The organism is Pseudomonas sp. PAMC25584, assembly GCF_058135675.1.
The window spans coordinates 3,517,774-3,535,678 of the sequence record NZ_CM176870.1 but is presented as its reverse complement, the minus strand read 5'-3'; the positions used below and the strand labels follow the sequence as shown (position 1 = coordinate 3,535,678).

Genomic DNA, 17,905 nt, shown 5'->3' with positions numbered 1-17,905 from the left:
ATGGGCTGGGATCGTCAGGCACCTCATGTGGTGGACGCTCCAAAACCGCCGGTGCTGGGCCGTTGGCTATTGGCTGCACTCATGGCGGTGCTGGTCTGCGTGCTGCTGTTTTTGCTGCATGCCTCCGAACGGATACCGTTACTGAATACGCTCAACATTTGGGCATTGTCCGCTTCGCCATTGGTGGTCTGGATCCTGGCGTTCGCTGCGCGTGCCCATGCCTATGGGACTGCGTTGAGCCATTGCCAGTTTCTGGAGGAGGAGGCGCAAAGTGCGCAGCGTTCCTGGCAGGGTTGGGCGCAGCGCTACCTGGCAGTGTCTGCCAGTTGCGTGCTGCTGCCTGATCAGGTGTCTGCGAGTGTATTAACTCAGGGTTCCTTTGATTTACCTCCCCGCACAGGGCAAGCACGGCGTATTGCGGCTTTGCCTGTAGGCTCGGAGCGTGCTCAAGCCGGATTGCAGATGTTGATTCAGGCATTGGTGCCGGCACTGCATGCGTTACCGACGGGGCAGGAACTGCGCGTCACCCTGCTGAGCGATGTCGATCCCTGCGAATATGAAGCCTTGCGCGATGCCTGGCAGCAGACCTGGACCATCACGATGAGCCGACCGCTACCCATAGCGCTCACCTTGGCTAGCGAATTGTCGTACCGGTGGATCGATGAATCGTTGAAGGCCGCCACCGCAGCCATTGAGTTGATTTTGGTGCTCCAGGTGCACGGTGATGACTCGTACTCCGACGGGCTTGCCGCCTTGCTGCTATGCCCGGACAGCCTGGCAATCGTCTTGGAGCTACCGATCACGGCTGGTTTGTTGCGGCCAATGCCATTGGATATCGACGCGCTGGACAGCGAATTACTGTTGTTTCTGCAAACCCAAGTGAGCGCTTGCCGGGCAACCGGCATGTTGGTCGACGCCGCCGACTGGCAGCCACTGACCGGAAAAATGCTTGCAGTAGCAGGCGCCCATGGTGCTTCGCTCAAGGCGGAGCGGCAGTGGACTCAGGAACGTCTGTGCGGGCTATCGGGCCCGCTCGGTCATTGGCTAGTAACTGCGCTGGGTGTGGAAATATCCCGGCATCAGCGCGAGCCTTTGTTGGTATTGGCACGAGAAGAATCGCAGCACTGGATGAGCACTATTACCACGGGAGAGTTGGCATGAACGTTTGGAGTAATTCATGGCGCCGCGCGGGGGCAGCAGTGTGGATCATTACGCTGGTAGCCGCGCTGGGCTGGGTGATCTGGCGTTATGGCGATCAGATCGGGCTAGCTGAGAATTACCACAAACTGTTGGTTTTTCTGCTGATTATCACCATTGCAATGGTGGGCTTTCTGGCACCACGGTTATTAGCGCATCTCAAACGACAAAACCACCGCGAGCAGGGGCGGGCGGATAAGGTCTATCCCCCGGCAGACTCACAGATGGTTTTGCCTCGCCAACCGATTGTTCATGTCTCAGAGATGCGCGCGCATTTACGTGACCACCACGGTATTTTCTGGCGCCGCAAAACCCGCCTGCTTCTCGTCATCGGCGAACCCACCGAAATCGAAGCCATCGCCCCAACCCTGGCCGATCAGCAATGGCTCGAAGGCCAAGGCACGGTCCTGTTGTGGGGAGGCAGTGCCCAGGCCGCGCTGGATCAATCATTCCCTAAGCACTGGAGTGGGCTGAGCCGCAGGCGTGCGCTGGACGGGGTGGTTTGGGCGTTGAACAAAACCCAGGCCGCCGACGATGCCGCGATGGGTAAAGGTGTACGCCAGGTGCAGCGCCTTGCCCGTGACCTGCACTGGCAGTTGCCGTTATACCTCTGGCAGGTCTGCGACAGTACATGGGCGCAGGACACTCGCAAGGCGCAGCCGGTGGGTTGCCGGTTGCCCGAGCGGTTCACGGCGGCGGCATTGGAAACCGCGCTGACGCGCTTGCTGGAGCCTTTGCGCCGCGAGGGCTTGGCGCAGATGAACGGTGTGATGAAGCATGATTTTCTGCTGCGCCTGTCCCGGGATTTACAGGGCGAGGGCATCGCCCGCTGGCGTCATACGCTGGCGCCTTTGGGCAGCGATTTTGCTCAGGGTGTGCCGTTGCGTGGGGTGTGGTTCAGCCTGCCGGTACAGCGCTCGCCGCATGATCAACAACAGGAGTGGTCGGTTGCCTCGGTGTGGCACGGCGTACTCGGCGATAACGCCAGTGGCCGCCGGCTGGGCTGGAGCGTGCCGCGCGTTGGCTATGCGCTGGTGTTGGGTTTGGCGACGTTATGGGGCGCCGGATTGTTGCTCTCGTTGGTCAGCAACCGTGCGCAAATCGCCCAGGTGCAAAGTTCGTTGGCGGCATTGCAGCAGACGGGCAGTAGCGACGAGCAACTCAGCGCACTCAACGATCTGATGCGCGAACTGGCACGCCTGGATTACCGCGCCGAACACGGCGCTCCGTGGTACCAGCGCTTCGGCCTGAATCAAACCCCGGCGCTGCTGGAAACGGTGTGGCCACGTTACGTCGAAGCCAACAACCGCCTGATCCGTGATCCGGCCGCCGTCGCTTTACGCCAGCAGCTCACCGCGCTGGTCAAGCTGGCGCCGGACAATCCCGAGCGCGCCGAACGCGCCCGCGATGCCTACGACCAGCTCAAGGCCTACCTGATGATGACGCGTCCGGACAAAGCCGACGCCAATCTTCTGGTCAAAACCCTGAGCAACGTGGAGCCCTTCCGCGCAGGGATAGCACCAGGCCTCTGGCAAACCCTGTCGCCCAATCTGTGGCAGTTCTACGCCGAGCACCTGGCTGAAAACCCGGCTTGGCGTATCGACACCGACGCGCAGCTGGTCGCACAAGTCAGGCAAATCCTGCTCGGTCAATTGGGCCAACGCAATGCCGAGGCCAACCTGTACCAACAACTGCTCGATGACGCCGCCAATCACTACCCGGCCTTGAGCCTGCACCAACTGGTCGGCGACACCGACGCCCAGGCCCTGTTCACCACCGACGCCAGCGTGCTCGGCGTGTTCACCCGTCAGGCCTGGAAGGGCCAGGTGCGCCAAGCCATCGATGCGATCGCCGAGGCGCGCCGCGAGGAAATCGACTGGGTGCTCAGCGACAAACCCGCCGATATCGACACCCACCTGAGCCCGGACCAGCTCCGCGAACGGCTCACTGAGCGCTACTTCCAGGACTACGCCAGCGCCTGGCTGGATCTGTTCAACAGCCTGCGCTGGCAGCAGGCCGCGAGCCTCGATGAGTCAATCGACCAATTGACGCTGATGAGCGATGTACGCCAATCGCCGCTGATTGCCCTGATGAACACGCTGGCCTATCAAGGGCAGGCCGGCACTCGCAACCAGGCCCTGGCCGACTCGTTGATACAGTCCGCGCAAAAGCTGATCGGGCAGGATAAGGCCCCGGCGATCGAGCCGTTGGTCCACGCATCCAAGGGCCCATTGGACGCCACCTTCGGCCCGTTATTGGCGCTGCTGGACAAGAACAACAATGACGGCCTCAGTCTCCAGGCCTTCCTCACCCGCGTGACACGGGTGCGATTGAAATTGCAGCAGATCAGCACCGCGCCTGACCCCCTGGAAATGACCCAGGCTCTGGCGCAAACCGTCTTTCAAGGCCGCAGCATCGACCTCACCGACACCCAATCCTACGGCAGCCTGCTGGCTGCGAGCCTGGGCGCGGAGTGGGGCGGGGCGGCGCAGACGCTGTTCGTGCAGCCATTGGAACAGGCCTGGCAACGCGTCTTGCAACCGTCCGCTGCCGGTCTCAATAGCCAGTGGCAGCGCTCGATCGTCAGCCATTGGAACGCTGCTTTCGCCAGCCGCTATCCCTTTGCGGCCACCACCAGCGACGCCTCGTTGCCGATGTTGGGGCAAATGATCCGCGCGGATTCCGGGCGTATCGCACAGTTTCTACAGCAGCAATTGAGCGGCGTGCTGCGCAAGGACGGCAGCCGTTGGGTAGCCGATCCACGCCACAGCCAGGGCCTGCGCTTCAACCCGCAGTTTCTGAGCGCCATCAATCAACTGAGCGACCTGGCCGATGTGCTCTACACCGACGGCGGCATGGGACTGAGCTTTGAACTGCAAGGCAAACCCGTGCGCGATGTGGTGCAAACCACCTTCATCCTCAACGGCGACCGGCACCAGTACTTCAACCAGAAAGAAAGCTGGCAGCGTTTCAACTGGCCGGGCCGCAGCGACTATCCCGGCGTGAGCCTCAGCTGGACCAGCGTGCACGCCGGCGAGCGGTTATTTGGCGACTACCCCGGCACCTGGGGCCTGATCCGTTTGCTGGAAAAAGCCCAGGTCACGCCGTTGGACGACGGTGACAGCCGCTACCGCCTGGCGCTCAAGGCGCCTGACGGCTTGAACCTGACGTGGCACCTGCGCACCGAATTGGATGCGGGGCCGTTGGCGTTGCTCAAACTGCGCAGCTTCGCGTTGCCGCAACAGATATTCCTCAATGAGGGCTGAGCCATGGAGTCGGTGAGGCGGCTCCTTGCCGGTCAGGAAGCGCCCGGCACATTCGGCCAAAGATCCGCCACCAGAAACAGCCGCTCAGCTTCCTCCCAATCCTCGCCGTTCTGAACCAGCCGCACCAGCAACTGAGCCGGAGCCATTGGCGCCAGGTCCGCCAGCCATCCTTGCATCTGTTCTTCGCTCCACACCGCTTCTGCCAGGTAATGCGCCGGCGCCAGCCACGCATGCCGGGGCAAGGGCTGCCAGCGACCGGGTGCACTGACGCTGACAAAGTCGCGCCAATCACGCTGATGCAGCCAGCGTCCACGTAAATGCTCTGGGTGAGCGCCGTGGGGCGGTTCAGCCTGGCCAGGCCAGGGATAGAGCAAATAGCCGCCGAGCCACAAGTGCGCATCGAACTGCTCGATGCCCAGCGCCGCCAACGCCTCGTGGCTCTCCGGGCGTGCCGAAATCGGCAATTGATGCTGGGCCAGGTGCGCCAGCTTGCGATCCAGCCGATCATGACAACCCGGCCCCAGCCACCGTGCGGTGTCCTGGCCGTTGCCGTCCTGCGGGCCGAGGTAGAGTTTGATCGCCAGCTCCAAGTGATGCACGCCATCGCCGTCGCGCAGCAGCATGTCCAGTTCACCCAGGGTATGCCCGGCGCGGCGGATCGGCAGATTAGCGGCCAACAGTTCCACGCCCGGCGCATGCTGCACCGCGAACTGCCACAGGCGTTCGTAGTAAAGGCCCAGGCGCCGGGTGCTTGCCAGGTTCAGCCAATGCTGCAGGGGGCTGCTGTCCTGGTCCAAGTGCCGCAGCCAGTGTTCGAGACGGTCGGGCGCCTGTACCCAGTCGCTGCCGGCCAGCGGATGGCGTTGCGGCCACGGCGTTTGCGCGAGCATGGGCGGGGCGAGCATCACCCACGCCAAGTCGCGCACCTCGGGATGGCGCAGTTGGCGGGGCAGGTTGTGCAAGTCGGGGAAGACGGTCATGGTCCGAGCATAGCCTTTTACGCAAGGTCGGGTGGCTGAGAAGCGTTGTCATCAAGGCTTCACAGCGACAAAGGATTTTGCCTGACGGGGCCTTTCGCCCATAATCGTTCTTTTTTGCCACACCCCCAATCCCGCAGGAGCCCCATGGAGCAATTTCGCAATATCGGCATTATCGGTCGCCTGGGCAGTACCCAGGTGCTGGACACCGTCCGCCGGCTGAAAAAGTTTCTGCTCGAGCGCCACCTGCATGTGATCCTCGAAGACACCATCGCCGAAATCCTCCCGGGCCATGGCCTGCAAACCTCGTCGCGCAAGATGCTCGGTGAAGTGTGTGACATGGTGATTGTGGTCGGCGGCGACGGCAGCCTGCTCGGCGCCGCACGGGCGCTGGCGCGGCATAACGTGCCGGTGCTGGGGATTAACCGTGGCAGCCTGGGGTTCCTGACCGATATTCGTCCCGATGAGCTGGAAGTTGAAGTGGCCAAGGTGCTCGACGGCCATTACCTGGTGGAGAACCGTTTCCTGCTGCAGGCCGAAGTGCGTCGCCACGGCGAAGCCATTGGCCAGGGCGATGCCCTCAACGATGTGGTGCTGCACCCCGGCAAATCCACGCGGATGATCGAATTCGAGTTGTATATCGACGGCCAGTTCGTGTGCAGCCAAAAGGCCGATGGCCTGATCGTCGCCACGCCCACCGGCTCTACCGCCTATGCGCTGTCGGCGGGTGGACCGATCATGCACCCCAAGCTTGATGCCATTGTGATTGTGCCGATGTACCCCCATATGTTGTCCAGCAGGCCTATCGTGGTCGACGGCAACAGTGAGCTGAAAATCGTGGTTTCCAAAGACATGCAGATTTACCCGCAAGTCTCCTGTGACGGGCAGAACCACTTCACCTGCGCCCCCGGCGACACCATCACCGTGAGCAAAAAGGCGCAGAAGCTGCGGCTGATCCATCCGCTGGACCACAACTACTATGAAGTGTGCCGCACCAAGTTGGGCTGGGGCAGCCGCTTGGGGGGTGGAGGCGACTGATGCTCGATCCCGCGCGTAGCTACGACCTGATTGGCGATGTGCACGGTTGCGCCCATACGCTTGAGCACTTGCTCGACCAGTTGGGCTACCACAAGCACGCTGGCACCTGGCGCCATCCGTCGCGCATGGCGGTGTTCCTCGGCGACATCATCGACCGTGGCCCGCGGATTCGCGAGGCGCTGCACATCGTCCATGACATGGCCGAGGCCGGGCAGGCGTTATGCATCATGGGCAACCACGAGTTCAACGCCCTGGGCTGGGCCACGCCCGCGCCGCCGGGCAGCGGCAAGCAGTTCGTGCGCGAACACACGCCACGGCACGAGCGGCTGATTCACGAGACCCTGACCCAATTCGAGCAGCATCCGGGCGACTGGCACGACTTCCTTGGCTGGTTTTATGACATGCCACTGTTTGTCGACGCCGGACGTTTCCGCGTGGTGCATGCGTGTTGGGATGACGGGTTTATCCAGCCGTTGCGCGCGACCTTTCCGGATGGCTGTATCGATCAGCATTTCCTGCAGGCCGCCGCGGTGCCGGGCAGTTTCGCCTGCAACGCCTTCGACCGCCTGCTGCGCGGCACCGACATGCGTCTGCCGGACGGTTTGACCCTGACCGGCGGCGATGGCCTGACGCGTTCGTTCTTTCGCACCAAGTTCTGGGAGGAAGACCCGAAAACCTACGGCGACATCGTGTTCCAGCCCGATGCATTGCCGGAGCCGGTGGCGCGGACACCGTTGTCGTCTTCTGAAAAGAATTCCCTGTTGCGCTACGGCGTCGACGAGCCTGTGCTGTTCGTCGGACATTACTGGCGCAGCGGCAAACCGGCGCCGATCCGTCCGAACCTGGCCTGCCTGGACTACAGCGCGGTGCTGTACGGCAAGCTGGTGGCGTATCGACTGGATCAGGAAACCCGCCTCGATCCGCATAAATTCGTATGGGTCGACGTTGAGCGCCCCGAGGTGATTACATGAGTGCCGTGCCCGTATTACGCTTGCCGCTGAGCGTCGACCTGGGCGGTTTCGTCAAACTGCTGCAACGCATGCAGGTGCCCCATCGCGTCAGTGAAGAAGCGGGCGAGCAGGTGTTGTGGGTGCCCGAGACCATCAGCGACGACGTGCGCGTCTTGTATCAACGTTTTCCGGCCGGCGATCCGGACCAGCAACTGGATATTCCCGAGCAGGCACCGGTCACGCGCCCGGGGGTTGTTCAGCAAGTGCGCCATAGCCCGGTGACGGCGCTGGTGCTGCTGGCGAGCCTGATCGTCGGCGCGGTGACCTTGCTCGGTGAAAACCTGCAAGCCATGGCCTGGCTGACCTTCCTGCCGTTCCGGGTGATGGGTGAGTACATCCAGTTCACGCCGCTGGCCGATACATTGGCCTCGGGCCAGTGGTGGCGGCTGGTCACGCCGATGCTGATCCACTTCGGCATCCTGCACCTGGCCATGAATGGCATGTGGTACTGGGAGCTGGGACGACGCATTGAAGCGCGCCAGGGCAGTATCAACCTGCTGGGCCTGACGCTGTTGTTCAGCCTGGCCTCCAACTTCGCTCAATACACCTATGGCGGCCCGGGCCTGTTTGGTGGCTTGTCCGGCGTGTTGTATGGGCTGCTGGGACACTGCTGGATCTATCAACTCCTCTCGCCCAACCCGGCCTATCGCCTGCCCCGTGGGGTACTGGTGATGATGCTGGTGTGGCTGGTGCTGTGCCTGTCGGGGCTGGTCTCGATGATCGGTTTCGGCGAAATCGCCAACGCCGCCCATGTCGGCGGCCTGGCCATCGGTTGCCTGACCGGCTTGTTGGGCGGTTTGTACAGTCGTCGCAAATCCACTATTCGTTAAGGAAGAGCCTGAATGTCCTCTTTTGCTGAAATGATCGAAAACATCACCCCGGACATCTACGAGAGCCTCAAGCTCGCCGTCGAAATCGGCAAATGGTCCGACGGCCGCAAGCTCACCGCCGAACAGCGTGAGCTGTCGTTGCAAGCGATGATCGCATGGGAAATCCAGAACGTGCCGGAAGACCAGCGCACCGGTTATATGGGCCCGCAGGAATGCCAGTCTAAGTCGACCACCGTGCCGAACATCCTGTTTAAGTCGGATGCGATCCATTGATTGAAATTGGTCGCGGTGCAGTCAGCAAAATGTCGGCGCAACTCGGTGAGCCGACTGTTCAATACGCGTTTCGTCTGGGCGATACCGAGGTGCCGGTCAACCCGTTGATCGGCACCCATGTGCGCCTGGAATACCTCGGTGCGATCCATTGCAGCCATTGCGGCCGCAAGACCAAGACCAGCTTCAGCCAGGGTTATTGCTACCCGTGCATGACCAAACTGGCCCAGTGCGACCTGTGCATCATGAGCCCCGAGCGTTGTCATTACGCCGCCGGCACCTGCCGTGATCCGGCGTGGGGCGAGCAGTTCTGCATGACCGACCATGTGGTCTACCTGGCCAATTCGTCGGGCGTCAAGGTCGGCATCACCCGCGCCACCCAATTGCCCACGCGTTGGCTGGACCAGGGCGCCAGCCAGGCGCTGCCGATCGTGCGTGTGTCCACGCGCCAGCAGTCCGGTTTCGTCGAAGACCTGTTCCGCAGCCAGGTGGCCGACAAAACCAACTGGCGTGCCTTGCTCAAGGGCGATGCGCAATCGGTCGACCTCAAGCAGGTGCGCGATGAGCTGTTCGCGTCTTGCGCCGACGGCCTGGTGAGTTTGCAGGAACGCTTTGGCCTGCAAGCCATCCAAACGGTTGCCGACATTGAACCGATCGAAATCCGTTACCCGATTGAGCAATACCCGACCAAGATCGTCAGTTTCAACCTGGACAAGAACCCGATTGCCGAAGGCACGCTGTTGGGGATCAAGGGCCAATACCTGATCTTCGACACCGGCGTCATCAATATTCGTAAGTACACGGCCTACCAGCTCGCCGTGCATCAGTAAAAGGATGCCATCCATGCGCACCGAACAACCGAAGATGATTTACCTGAAGGACTATCAGGCGCCGGACTACCTGATCGACGAGACGCACCTGACCTTCGAGTTGTTCGAGGACCACAGCCTGGTCCACGCGCAGTTGGTGATGCGCCGCAACCCCGAGCGTGGCGCCGGCTTGCCGCCGTTGGTGCTGGACGGCCAGCAGCTCGAACTGTTGAGCGTGAACCTGGCTGACCAGGAATTGACGGACGCCGACTATCAGTTGACCGACAGCCACCTGACCGTGCAGCCCACGAGTGAGGCCTTCACCCTCGACACCACCGTCAAGATCCACCCGGAAACCAACACCGCCCTCGAAGGCTTGTACAAGTCCGGCAGCATGTTTTGCACCCAGTGCGAGGCCGAAGGGTTCCGCAAGATCACTTACTACCTCGACCGTCCGGACGTGATGAGTACCTTCACCACCACCGTGATCGCCGAGCAACACAGCTACCCGGTGCTGCTGTCCAACGGCAACCCGATTGCCAGCGGTCCTGGCGAAGACGGCCGTCACTGGGCCACCTGGGAAGACCCGTTCAAGAAGCCGGCGTACCTGTTCGCGCTGGTGGCCGGTGATTTGTGGTGTGTCGAAGACAGCTTCACCACCATGACCCGCCGTACCGTGGCGCTGCGTATCTATGTCGAGCCGGAAAATATCGACAAGTGCCAGCACGCCATGATCAGTTTGAAAAAATCCATGCGCTGGGATGAAGAGACCTACGGCCGGGAGTACGACCTCGACATCTTCATGATCGTCGCCGTCAACGACTTCAACATGGGCGCCATGGAGAACAAGGGCCTCAATATCTTCAACTCCAGCGCCGTGCTGGCCCGCGCCGAAACCGCCACCGACGCCGCACACCAGCGGGTCGAGGCGATCGTCGCCCATGAGTACTTCCACAACTGGTCGGGCAACCGCGTGACCTGTCGCGACTGGTTCCAACTGTCGCTCAAGGAAGGCTTCACCGTGTTCCGCGACTCGGGCTTCTCTGCGGACATGAACTCGGCCACGGTAAAACGCATCCAGGATGTGGCCTACCTGCGCACTCACCAGTTCGCCGAAGACGCCGGTCCCATGGCCCACGCCGTGCGCCCGGATAGCTTTATCGAGATTTCCAACTTCTACACCCTGACGGTGTACGAAAAGGGCTCGGAAGTGGTCGGTATGATCGACACGTTGCTCGGCGCCGAAGGCTTCCGCAAAGGTAGCGACCTCTATTTCGAACGCCATGACGGTCAGGCCGTGACCTGCGACGACTTCATCAAGGCCATGGAAGACGCCAACGGCGCCGACCTCAGCCAGTTCAAGCGTTGGTACAGCCAGGCCGGTACGCCACGCTTGGCGGTGAGCGAGTCCTACGATGCGGCGGCCAAAACCTACAGCCTGACTTTCCGCCAGAGCTGCCCGGAAACGCCGGACAAGGTGGAAAAGCTGCCGTTCGTGATGCCAGTGGCATTGGGTCTGCTGGACGCCAAGGGTGCCGCTATTGCGTTGCGCCTGGCCGGTGAGGCAAGCGCTGCCAGCACGTCCCGCGTGATTTCGGTGACCGAGGCCGAGCAGACCTTCACCTTCGTCGATATCGCTGAACAACCGCTGCCTTCGCTGCTGCGCGGTTTCTCGGCGCCGGTGAAACTGAGCTTCCCATACACCCGTGATCAGCTGATGTTCCTGATGCAGCACGACAGCGACGGCTTCAATCGCTGGGATGCCGGCCAGCAACTGTCGGTGCAGGTGTTGCAGGAGCTGATTGGCCAGTATCAAGCGGGTCAGCCGCTGAAGCTGGATCAGCGCCTGATCGACGCATTGCGCACGGTATTGAGCGATGAAAGCCTGGACCAGGCGATGGTCGCGGAAATGCTCTCGCTGCCAGGTGAAGCCTACCTGACGGAAATCAGTGAAGTGGCCGATGTCGACGCCATTCACACCGCTCGCGAGTTTGCCCGCAAACAACTGGCCGACCACCTGTTTGAAGGCTTGTGGCTGCGTTACCAGGCCAACCGCGAACTGTCCAAGCAAACCCCGTATGTGGCGGCTGCCGAGCACTTTGCCCGGCGTGCCTTGCAGAACATTGCGCTGTCGTACCTGATGCTCAGCGGCAAGCCGCAAGTGCTGGCGGCGACGTTGGACCAGTTCGATACCAGCGACAACATGACCGAACGCCTGACTGCATTGGCGGTGTTGGTGAATTCGCCGTTCGAGGCGGAAAAAGCCAAGGCCCTGGCGACGTTTGCCGAAACCTTCAAGGACAACCCGCTGGTCATGGACCAGTGGTTCAGCGTGCAGGCCGGCAGCGTGTTGCCGGGCGGGCTGGCGCGGGTCAAGGCGTTGATGGAACATCCGGCGTTCACTATCAAGAACCCGAACAAAGTACGCGCGCTAGTGGGCGCGTTTGCCGGGCAGAACCTGATCAACTTCCACGCCGCGGACGGTTCGGGCTATCGCTTCCTGGCGGACCTGGTGATTCAGTTGAACGGCTTCAACCCGCAGATCGCCTCGCGCCAGTTGGCGCCATTGACCCGCTGGCGCAAATACGACAGCGCGCGGCAGGCGCTGATGAAGGCGGAGCTGGAGCGCATTCGTGCCTGCGGTGAACTGTCGAGCGATGTGTTTGAGGTAGTCAGCAAGAGCCTTGCGTAAACCACGCAATTAAAAAACGGCCGGTAGGCCGTTTTTTTTCGCCCCGGATAGTGGGTGGCCGAGCTGCTGCTGACATTTTCTGACAGGGTGCTCTGGTAAGCTGGCCACTTTCCTTTTCCGGTGGGCTCAATGTGTCGCGTACCACTCGTTTACTGACGTTGCTCCAGGCCCTGCGGGGCAAGAAGCGTCCGGTGACCGCCGCCGTGCTGGCGGCACAGTTGGAGGTGTCCGAGCGCACGCTGTATCGCGACATCGCCGAATTGACCGCGCTGGGGGCGCCGATTTTTGGCGAGGCCGGGGTAGGGTATGTGCTGCGCAGCGGGCTGTTTCTGCCGCCATTGATGCTCAACGCCGAGGAAACCGAAGCCATCGTGCTCGGCCTGCGCTATGTGGATCAGCGTGGCGACGACGTCTTGAGCCATGCCGCGGCCAATGCCTTGGCGAAAATTGCCGACGTGCTGGACCCTGCCGCCCAGGAAGCGTTGCGCAACCCGACGCTGCTACCTGGCCCGCCAGGGTTCGGCTACCCGGAAAACCGCGTACCGCTCAATGTGTTTCGCGAAGCCATTCGCAATCAGGCCAAATTGCATGTCGATTACGCCGATGCGAGCCAGACTCAGAGCCAACGGCTGGTCTGGCCCCTGGCGCTGGGCTTTCTCAATGAGGTGCGGGTGATCGTGGCCTGGTGCGAACTGCGGGGCGCGTATCGCACCTTTCGCACCGACCGCGTGGCGGCCGCCGAGGCTCGGGGCGAGCGTTATCCGGGGCGCCGCAGTGACTGGCTGCGGGCCTGGCGCAAGTTGATGGAGCAGCAGCAATCCTCGCCGTTTACTCCTGACAAAAACTGACACAGCCCTGGTTTAGCATCGCGTCATAAATCACCACAAAGGAGTTGTGACATGTCCCTCGCTGAACTGGCCCCGGCCATCGCGGCCTATATTGCGGCAACCAATGCCCGCGACACCTCGGCTGTTGCCCACTGTTTTGCCGACGACGCCAACGTGTTCGATGAAGGTGCGCACCAGGTCGGCACCGCTGCCATCGCACGTTGGATGGAAGACACCGCGCAGCGTTATCAGTCCCGGGTCGAAGTACTTAACGTGCAGCATCGTACCGGCAAGGTATTGGTCAACAATGTGGTTTCCGGTAACTTCCCCGGTAGCCCGCTGGAGCTGCGCTATACCTTTCGCTTGAATGAACAGGGCAAGATTTCACGGCTGGATATCTCCTTGTAAGTCATAATGGCGCGCATGACTTTCGACTCGCCTCTCGCTGCTTATCAATACGCCACTGCCCAGTTAGGCTTCGTCGCCGACGATGCCCAGTGCCGCGCGGTGGATGCCCTGCAAGCCTGCCACCAGGCCTTGCATCAGGGGCGTTCGCCGATCCTCGGAGTTTACCTCTGGGGGCCGGTGGGCCGGGGCAAAACCTGGTTGATGGACCAGTTCTACCTTAGCCTGCGCGTGCCCGCGCGGCGCCAGCACTTTCATCACTTCATGGGCTGGGTACACCAGCGTTCGTTCCAGCTCACCGGCACCCATGACCCGTTGCAAGCGTTGGCCCGTGAGTTGGCCCAAGAGGTGCGCGTGCTGTGCTTTGACGAGTTGTTCGTCAATGACATCGGTGACGCAATCATCCTCGGGCGCTTGTTCCAGGTGATGTTCGAAGAAGGCGTGGTGATGGTCTGCACGTCCAATCAACCGCCCGAGCAGCTCTATGCCGGCGGCTTCAATCGCGAGCGCTTCCTGCCGGGCATTGCGGCGATCAAGCAGCACCTGCAAGTGGTTGCCGTAGACGGTGGCGAAGACCATCGCTTGCACCCGGGCGTCGGCGTGCAACGCTATTGGGTCGATCAACCGGATGCACTGGCCGCGGTGTTCCACCAATTGAGCGAGGGCCAAGCGGTGCGCCACGGGGAGGTCAGTGTCGGTCATCGTTGCATTGTGGCGGTGCAGGCCAGCGACACGGTGCTGTGGTGCCGGTATGCCGACCTGTGCGAGCAACCTTTGGCGGCGATGGATTTCATGCTGCTGTGTGATCGTTTCAAGGCGATCCTGCTGGGTGAGGTCCCCAACCTGAGTGCGCAAAAGCGTCCGGGGCGCATCGCCCGAGGCACCGAGGACGGTGTCCAGCGGGTGGCGGCCGGTGATCGCGAGTTGCCCGAGTTGTCAGTACACGATGACAGCGTGCGGCGCTTTATCGCCCTGGTGGATGAATGCTACGACCGCAAGGTGCCACTGTTCATCGAGGCTAAAGTGCCGTTGGAAAGTCTCTATACCGAAGGCTATCTGGAATTCCCTTTCCGGCGAACCTTGAGCCGCTTGCAGGAGATGCAATTGCAGCGCTTTGGGGTGTAGGAAAAAGCCTCGTGCAAGGCCTATAGCGGCTTTCGATGCGGATAACCTTCGCGCTTTCCGGCAGCTTTTTGTCGCTAATCTCCTTCATCTAGCGCCTGCTCCACGCTTACAATCGTCCTCCTCAGAGGGAGCTGATTCCCTTGTTTGTCGTTATCGAGGAAGGAAATGGATACCCCTGACATCCTGGTGCTGCAAGCCAGCTACACCAATTCTGTGCATGCCGAGGCCATCGCCCTGGTGCTCAATCATTACGCTGAAGACCCTATGGGTGGCGGCCACAGCCTGCCAGCCGATCTGCTGCAACAACTGCCGGCTGAACTGGCCAAGCGTCCGCATGCGTTCAGTGTCTTGGCATTCGTGGGAGGCGAGCCTGCGGGGTTGGTCAATTGCTTTGAAGGGTTTTCCACCTTCGCCTGCCGCCCGCTGGTCAATGTCCACGATGTGGCCGTGATGAATCAGTTTCGGGGCCTGGGGCTGAGCCAGAAAATGCTGCAGAAGGTCGAGGAGATCGCCCGTCAGCGTGGCTGCTGCAAGATCACCTTGGAAGTGCTCGAGGGCAATGCTGTGGCGCAATCGGCGTACCGCAAGTACGGTTTTGACGACTCGGTATTTGATCCGGCCCATGGGCGTATGTTGTTTTGGAATAAGCCGTTGTAATAAGTCACAGGCCAAAAAGGCGCCATTCAATGGCGCCAAGTTAACCTTTGCCAGCGGAGCGAAATGGCACAGGGTAATGTGAATTAAGTAACGCTTAAATTAACTTTTGGGTTGTGGCTCTGCACTTGATTGATCAATAGTATCACGCTTCAAAGTCTTGCCGTCGGCGGACGCTGTTTGTTCATTGGTGCCGTGAGTTTTTTGCTGCACGAAGGTGAAGTTGTTGTAGAACTCCTTCGAGCGCTCCGATCCGCCTTCTGCGAAAGCGGCAGCAGAGGTCAGGGTTATCAGGCCAGCAAGCATCAAAGTCGAGAGTTTCATCAAGGTGTTCCCAGTCAGTGTGATCGGTATCCGTTCGGTCCTTGATCAGAGTCATGGGGCGATTGTGCGGGCAACTTATTAAGCGGGTATTAACGTGGGAAGCACCGAAAGTTAACAATATCGTTAACTTTCGGTGAGGGTGGTTAGAGTTTCCAGTCCAGTGCCAAGGTTATCGAGCGAGGGTCCCCCCAGTACACGCCATTATAAAAGCCGACGCGTTCATAATATTTTTTATCGAACAGGTTGTTGACGTTAACCGAAGCCGAAACATGTTCGTCGAACTGGTAGCGCGACATCAGGTTGACCACGGTGTAGGCCTGCTGGGTGATCTTGGTGGAGTCGGTGAGCAGGTAGCCATCCTGGTCCCGACCGCCGATCGGCCGCTCGGCGAAGTCGTAGAAGTCGCTCTGCCAATTGACTGCGCCGCCCACCGTCAACCCGCGCCACGCCCCCGGCAGGCGATAGGCCGTCGACATTTTCAGCATGTTCATCGGCTGGTCGGTGTTGTTGCGCTGCTTATCCCCGTTGAGCGAATGGGTGTAGGTGTAGCCCGCCGTGAGGTTCCAGTCCGGCATGATTTCGCCCGATACCTCCACTTCAAAGCCTTGCACCTTGTTGCCTTTGCCGCCGGATTTGTAGAACTGCTCGCGGGTGACCGGGTCTGGCGGGGCCGCATTGTCGAGTTCGGCGACGTTATCCTGGGTGCTCCAGAAATACGCTGTGGACAGGTTCAAACGCTCATTGAGCAGGCTGCCCTTGAGGCCGATTTCATAGTTACTGCCGACCACCGGTTCGAGATATTTTTTGCTGGCGTCCCGCTCGTCCTGGGGGTTGAAGATATCGGTGTAGCTGGCGTACACCGTGTATTCCGGCGTCAGGTCGTAGAGCACGCCTGCGTAAGGTGTCCACATATCCGTGTGGGTCTGGCTGGATTTGATTGAGGCGGTCAACTGGTTATCGAGGTTGTATTTGGGAGAGACGCTTTCGATTTCCCAACTGCCATATCGGCTGCCCAGTACTGCGTGCAACTTCTCGGTCAAGCTCAAGCGCGTGGCGAGGTAGCCGGCCTTCTGTTTTTTGCTGCTGTGTTCACCCTTGAGGCCGGTGGTGCGGTCGGCGAATTTGCCGATGCCGCCCATGTGCTTCCAGTCTTCGATGGTTTCGTAGCCTTGGGGTGTTACAAAACGTTGGAAGGGGGACGTGTCGCGCTGCTCGGATTCGCCGTAACCCACCATCAACTCATGTTCGCGCCCCAACAGCGAATAGGCGCCCGCCAGGTTAAAGTCCACCGCATCCATTTTCGAGGTGCCGACCATCTGGTTGGTCCAGGCCGTCATGCCGCTGCCATCGGCATTCGGAAAACCGGCGCCGCCGTAATATACCTTGCCGTCGGTATCGCTTTGCCGATGGGTGTATGCGGCTTTCAGGCGCCAGTCCGTCGACAGCTTGTGGTCGATGGAGGCGAAGGTGGTCTTGTCCTTCAGTGGCCAGGAACTCCAGTCGGCCGCGAGGTTGGCCGAGCGCGAAAGATTGGCCTTGCTGCCGTCGCTGTTCCAGTAGGGCAAGGTGCCCCAGGAAGTGCCTTGCACGTGTTTGTTCTGGTAGTCGAAGCCTACGGCTACCACGGTGTCGTCCGTCAGGTCGGCTTCCAGAATGCCGTAGCCCACTTCCCGTTGCAGCGCGTAGTTGTCGCGAAAGGATTGGCTGTCACGGTAAGCCATCACTGTGCGCCCGCGCAGCCGGCCGTCAAAGGCCAGTGGGCCGCCCACATCCAGGTAGCTGTAGTAGTTGTCATGGCTGGCGCCGCTGACGCCGGTCTTGGCTTGCCACTGAGCGGTCGGGCGTTTGCGGATCATGTTGACGGTGGCCGAGGGATCGCCGGCACCGGTGGTCAGGCCGGTGGCGCCGCGTACTACTTCGATACGGTCGTAGATGATGGTGTCCGAGTCGGACTTCATGCGCCCGAACGTATTGAGCATGCCATCCACTTGGAAGTTATTGATCGAATAACCCCTGGAGGAGTAACTGGCCCGGTCCGAATCCAAATGCTGAACCGTCACGCCGGTGGTCTGGCGCAAGGCGTCGGTCAGGGTATTGAGATTGAAATCGTCCATCTGCTGGCGGGTGACCACCGAAATGGATTGAGGGGTTTCCTTGATCGACAGGTTCAGCCGGGTGGCGGTGCTCATCGAGCTGGTGGTGTAGGCCCCGGTGTGCTCGGTATTGGCACCCAAGCCTTCGGCGGTGATGTTGGTGCTGCCTAGCTCCAGCGCGGGAGGCGGTATCTGTTCGGGGTCGGTTTCAGCCCGCAGGTCAGGGCTCAGCACCAGGCTGAACAGGCTGAGGGTAAAGGTCATGGAACGGGTAAGGGGCGCGAACATCGCGGAAGACTCCTTGTCGTCTTTGCGGCCTTCTCAGTAAGAAATGACCTTGGCTCAAAGACGAAAGGAGGCGTGGAACTTTAGGTTTAAACGAGAATAA

The 17,905-nt window shown here is 60.8% G+C and carries 15 protein-coding genes; 12 read left to right on the top strand and 3 right to left on the bottom strand.

Going from position 1 to position 17,905, the window contains the following annotated elements; genetic code table 11:
- Both ACS5Q8_RS16085 and ACS5Q8_RS16080 read left to right on the top strand, forming a co-directional pair.
- Positions 1 to 1,161, top strand: coding sequence for a hypothetical protein (locus ACS5Q8_RS16085; protein ID WP_465159137.1), 1,161 nt, complete (start codon positions 1 to 3; stop codon positions 1,159 to 1,161).
- Between the two features lie 299 nt (positions 1,162 to 1,460).
- Positions 1,461 to 4,463 (top strand): ImcF-related family protein, encoded by a 3,003-nt coding sequence (locus tag ACS5Q8_RS16080; protein ID WP_465159136.1) that lies wholly within the window; start codon positions 1,461 to 1,463, stop codon positions 4,461 to 4,463.
- Positions 4,464 to 4,495: 32 nt separating this feature from the next.
- On the opposite strand, the gene ACS5Q8_RS16075 is transcribed toward ACS5Q8_RS16080, so the two are convergent.
- Positions 4,496 to 5,443, bottom strand: a complete 948-nt coding sequence (locus ACS5Q8_RS16075; RefSeq protein WP_426102563.1) for a DUF1853 family protein — start codon at positions 5,441 to 5,443, stop codon at positions 4,496 to 4,498.
- A gap of 144 nt (positions 5,444 to 5,587) precedes the next feature.
- Between ACS5Q8_RS16075 and ACS5Q8_RS16070 the strand changes: the two genes are divergently transcribed.
- The 10 genes from ACS5Q8_RS16070 to ACS5Q8_RS16025 all read left to right on the top strand — a co-directional run bounded on the left by ACS5Q8_RS16070 (position 5,588) and on the right by ACS5Q8_RS16025 (position 15,103).
- Positions 5,588 to 6,478, top strand: a complete 891-nt coding sequence (locus ACS5Q8_RS16070; RefSeq protein ID WP_003217892.1) for an NAD(+) kinase — start codon at positions 5,588 to 5,590, stop codon at positions 6,476 to 6,478.
- Positions 6,478 to 7,449, top strand: coding sequence for a metallophosphoesterase (locus ACS5Q8_RS16065; protein ID WP_465159135.1), 972 nt, complete (start codon positions 6,478 to 6,480; stop codon positions 7,447 to 7,449). Before ACS5Q8_RS16070 ends, ACS5Q8_RS16065 begins: the two co-directional genes overlap by 1 nt.
- The gene (locus ACS5Q8_RS16060) at positions 7,446 to 8,318 is read left to right on the top strand and encodes a rhomboid family intramembrane serine protease (protein ID WP_426102561.1); all 873 of its coding nucleotides are present in this window, start codon (positions 7,446 to 7,448) and stop codon (positions 8,316 to 8,318) included. The genes ACS5Q8_RS16065 and ACS5Q8_RS16060 overlap by 4 nt, the downstream gene beginning before the upstream one ends.
- 12 nt (positions 8,319 to 8,330) lie before the next feature.
- Positions 8,331 to 8,591: a YeaC family protein gene (locus ACS5Q8_RS16055; protein WP_247395729.1), complete on the top strand. Its 261-nt coding sequence runs from the start codon at positions 8,331 to 8,333 to the stop codon at positions 8,589 to 8,591.
- Complete coding sequence (locus ACS5Q8_RS16050; RefSeq protein ID WP_276193304.1) at positions 8,588 to 9,418, top strand: DUF2797 domain-containing protein; 831 nt, start codon at positions 8,588 to 8,590, stop codon at positions 9,416 to 9,418. Before ACS5Q8_RS16055 ends, ACS5Q8_RS16050 begins: the two co-directional genes overlap by 4 nt.
- Before the next feature lie 13 nt (positions 9,419 to 9,431).
- Positions 9,432 to 12,089 (top strand): aminopeptidase N, encoded by a 2,658-nt coding sequence (gene pepN / locus ACS5Q8_RS16045; protein WP_465159134.1) that lies wholly within the window; start codon positions 9,432 to 9,434, stop codon positions 12,087 to 12,089.
- Positions 12,090 to 12,220: 131 nt separating this feature from the next.
- The gene (locus tag ACS5Q8_RS16040; RefSeq protein WP_276193302.1) at positions 12,221 to 12,937 is read left to right on the top strand and encodes a helix-turn-helix transcriptional regulator; all 717 of its coding nucleotides are present in this window, start codon (positions 12,221 to 12,223) and stop codon (positions 12,935 to 12,937) included.
- Positions 12,938 to 12,988: 51 nt separating this feature from the next.
- A complete protein-coding gene (locus tag ACS5Q8_RS16035) occupies positions 12,989 to 13,324 on the top strand; it encodes a nuclear transport factor 2 family protein (protein ID WP_276193301.1) in 336 nt (111 codons plus the stop codon).
- Between the two features lie 15 nt (positions 13,325 to 13,339).
- Positions 13,340 to 14,446 (top strand): cell division protein ZapE, encoded by a 1,107-nt coding sequence (gene zapE / locus ACS5Q8_RS16030; protein ID WP_443694405.1) that lies wholly within the window; start codon positions 13,340 to 13,342, stop codon positions 14,444 to 14,446.
- Positions 14,447 to 14,611: 165 nt separating this feature from the next.
- The gene (locus ACS5Q8_RS16025; protein ID WP_443694404.1) at positions 14,612 to 15,103 is read left to right on the top strand and encodes a GNAT family N-acetyltransferase; all 492 of its coding nucleotides are present in this window, start codon (positions 14,612 to 14,614) and stop codon (positions 15,101 to 15,103) included.
- Positions 15,104 to 15,202: 99 nt separating this feature from the next.
- On the opposite strand, the gene ACS5Q8_RS16020 is transcribed toward ACS5Q8_RS16025, so the two are convergent.
- A complete protein-coding gene (locus ACS5Q8_RS16020; RefSeq protein WP_443694402.1) occupies positions 15,203 to 15,424 on the bottom strand; it encodes a hypothetical protein in 222 nt (73 codons plus the stop codon).
- Positions 15,425 to 15,567: 143 nt separating this feature from the next.
- Positions 15,568 to 17,805: a TonB-dependent siderophore receptor gene (locus ACS5Q8_RS16015; protein ID WP_465159133.1), complete on the bottom strand. Its 2,238-nt coding sequence runs from the start codon at positions 17,803 to 17,805 to the stop codon at positions 15,568 to 15,570.
- Positions 17,806 to 17,905 lie beyond the last annotated feature (100 nt).

Bases quoted from the DNA above. Each gene is read 5' to 3' on its own strand.
- ACS5Q8_RS16035 (WP_276193301.1), top strand. From the start codon at position 12,989: ATGTCCCTCGCTGAACTGGCCCCGGCCATCGCGGCCTATATTGCGGCA.
- ACS5Q8_RS16055 (WP_247395729.1), top strand. From the start codon at position 8,331: ATGTCCTCTTTTGCTGAAATGATCGAAAACATCACCCCGGACATCTAC.
- ACS5Q8_RS16070 (WP_003217892.1), top strand. From the start codon at position 5,588: ATGGAGCAATTTCGCAATATCGGCATTATCGGTCGCCTGGGCAGTACC.
- zapE (WP_443694405.1), top strand. From the start codon at position 13,340: ATGACTTTCGACTCGCCTCTCGCTGCTTATCAATACGCCACTGCCCAG.
- ACS5Q8_RS16025 (WP_443694404.1), top strand. From the start codon at position 14,612: ATGGATACCCCTGACATCCTGGTGCTGCAAGCCAGCTACACCAATTCT.
- ACS5Q8_RS16075 (WP_426102563.1), bottom strand. From the start codon at position 5,443: ATGACCGTCTTCCCCGACTTGCACAACCTGCCCCGCCAACTGCGCCAT.
- ACS5Q8_RS16065 (WP_465159135.1), top strand. From the start codon at position 6,478: ATGCTCGATCCCGCGCGTAGCTACGACCTGATTGGCGATGTGCACGGT.
- ACS5Q8_RS16080 (WP_465159136.1), top strand. From the start codon at position 1,461: ATGCGCGCGCATTTACGTGACCACCACGGTATTTTCTGGCGCCGCAAA.
- ACS5Q8_RS16020 (WP_443694402.1), bottom strand. From the start codon at position 15,424: ATGAAACTCTCGACTTTGATGCTTGCTGGCCTGATAACCCTGACCTCT.
- ACS5Q8_RS16060 (WP_426102561.1), top strand. From the start codon at position 7,446: ATGAGTGCCGTGCCCGTATTACGCTTGCCGCTGAGCGTCGACCTGGGC.
- pepN (WP_465159134.1), top strand. From the start codon at position 9,432: ATGCGCACCGAACAACCGAAGATGATTTACCTGAAGGACTATCAGGCG.
- ACS5Q8_RS16085 (WP_465159137.1), top strand. From the start codon at position 1: ATGGGCTGGGATCGTCAGGCACCTCATGTGGTGGACGCTCCAAAACCG.
- ACS5Q8_RS16015 (WP_465159133.1), bottom strand. From the start codon at position 17,805: ATGTTCGCGCCCCTTACCCGTTCCATGACCTTTACCCTCAGCCTGTTC.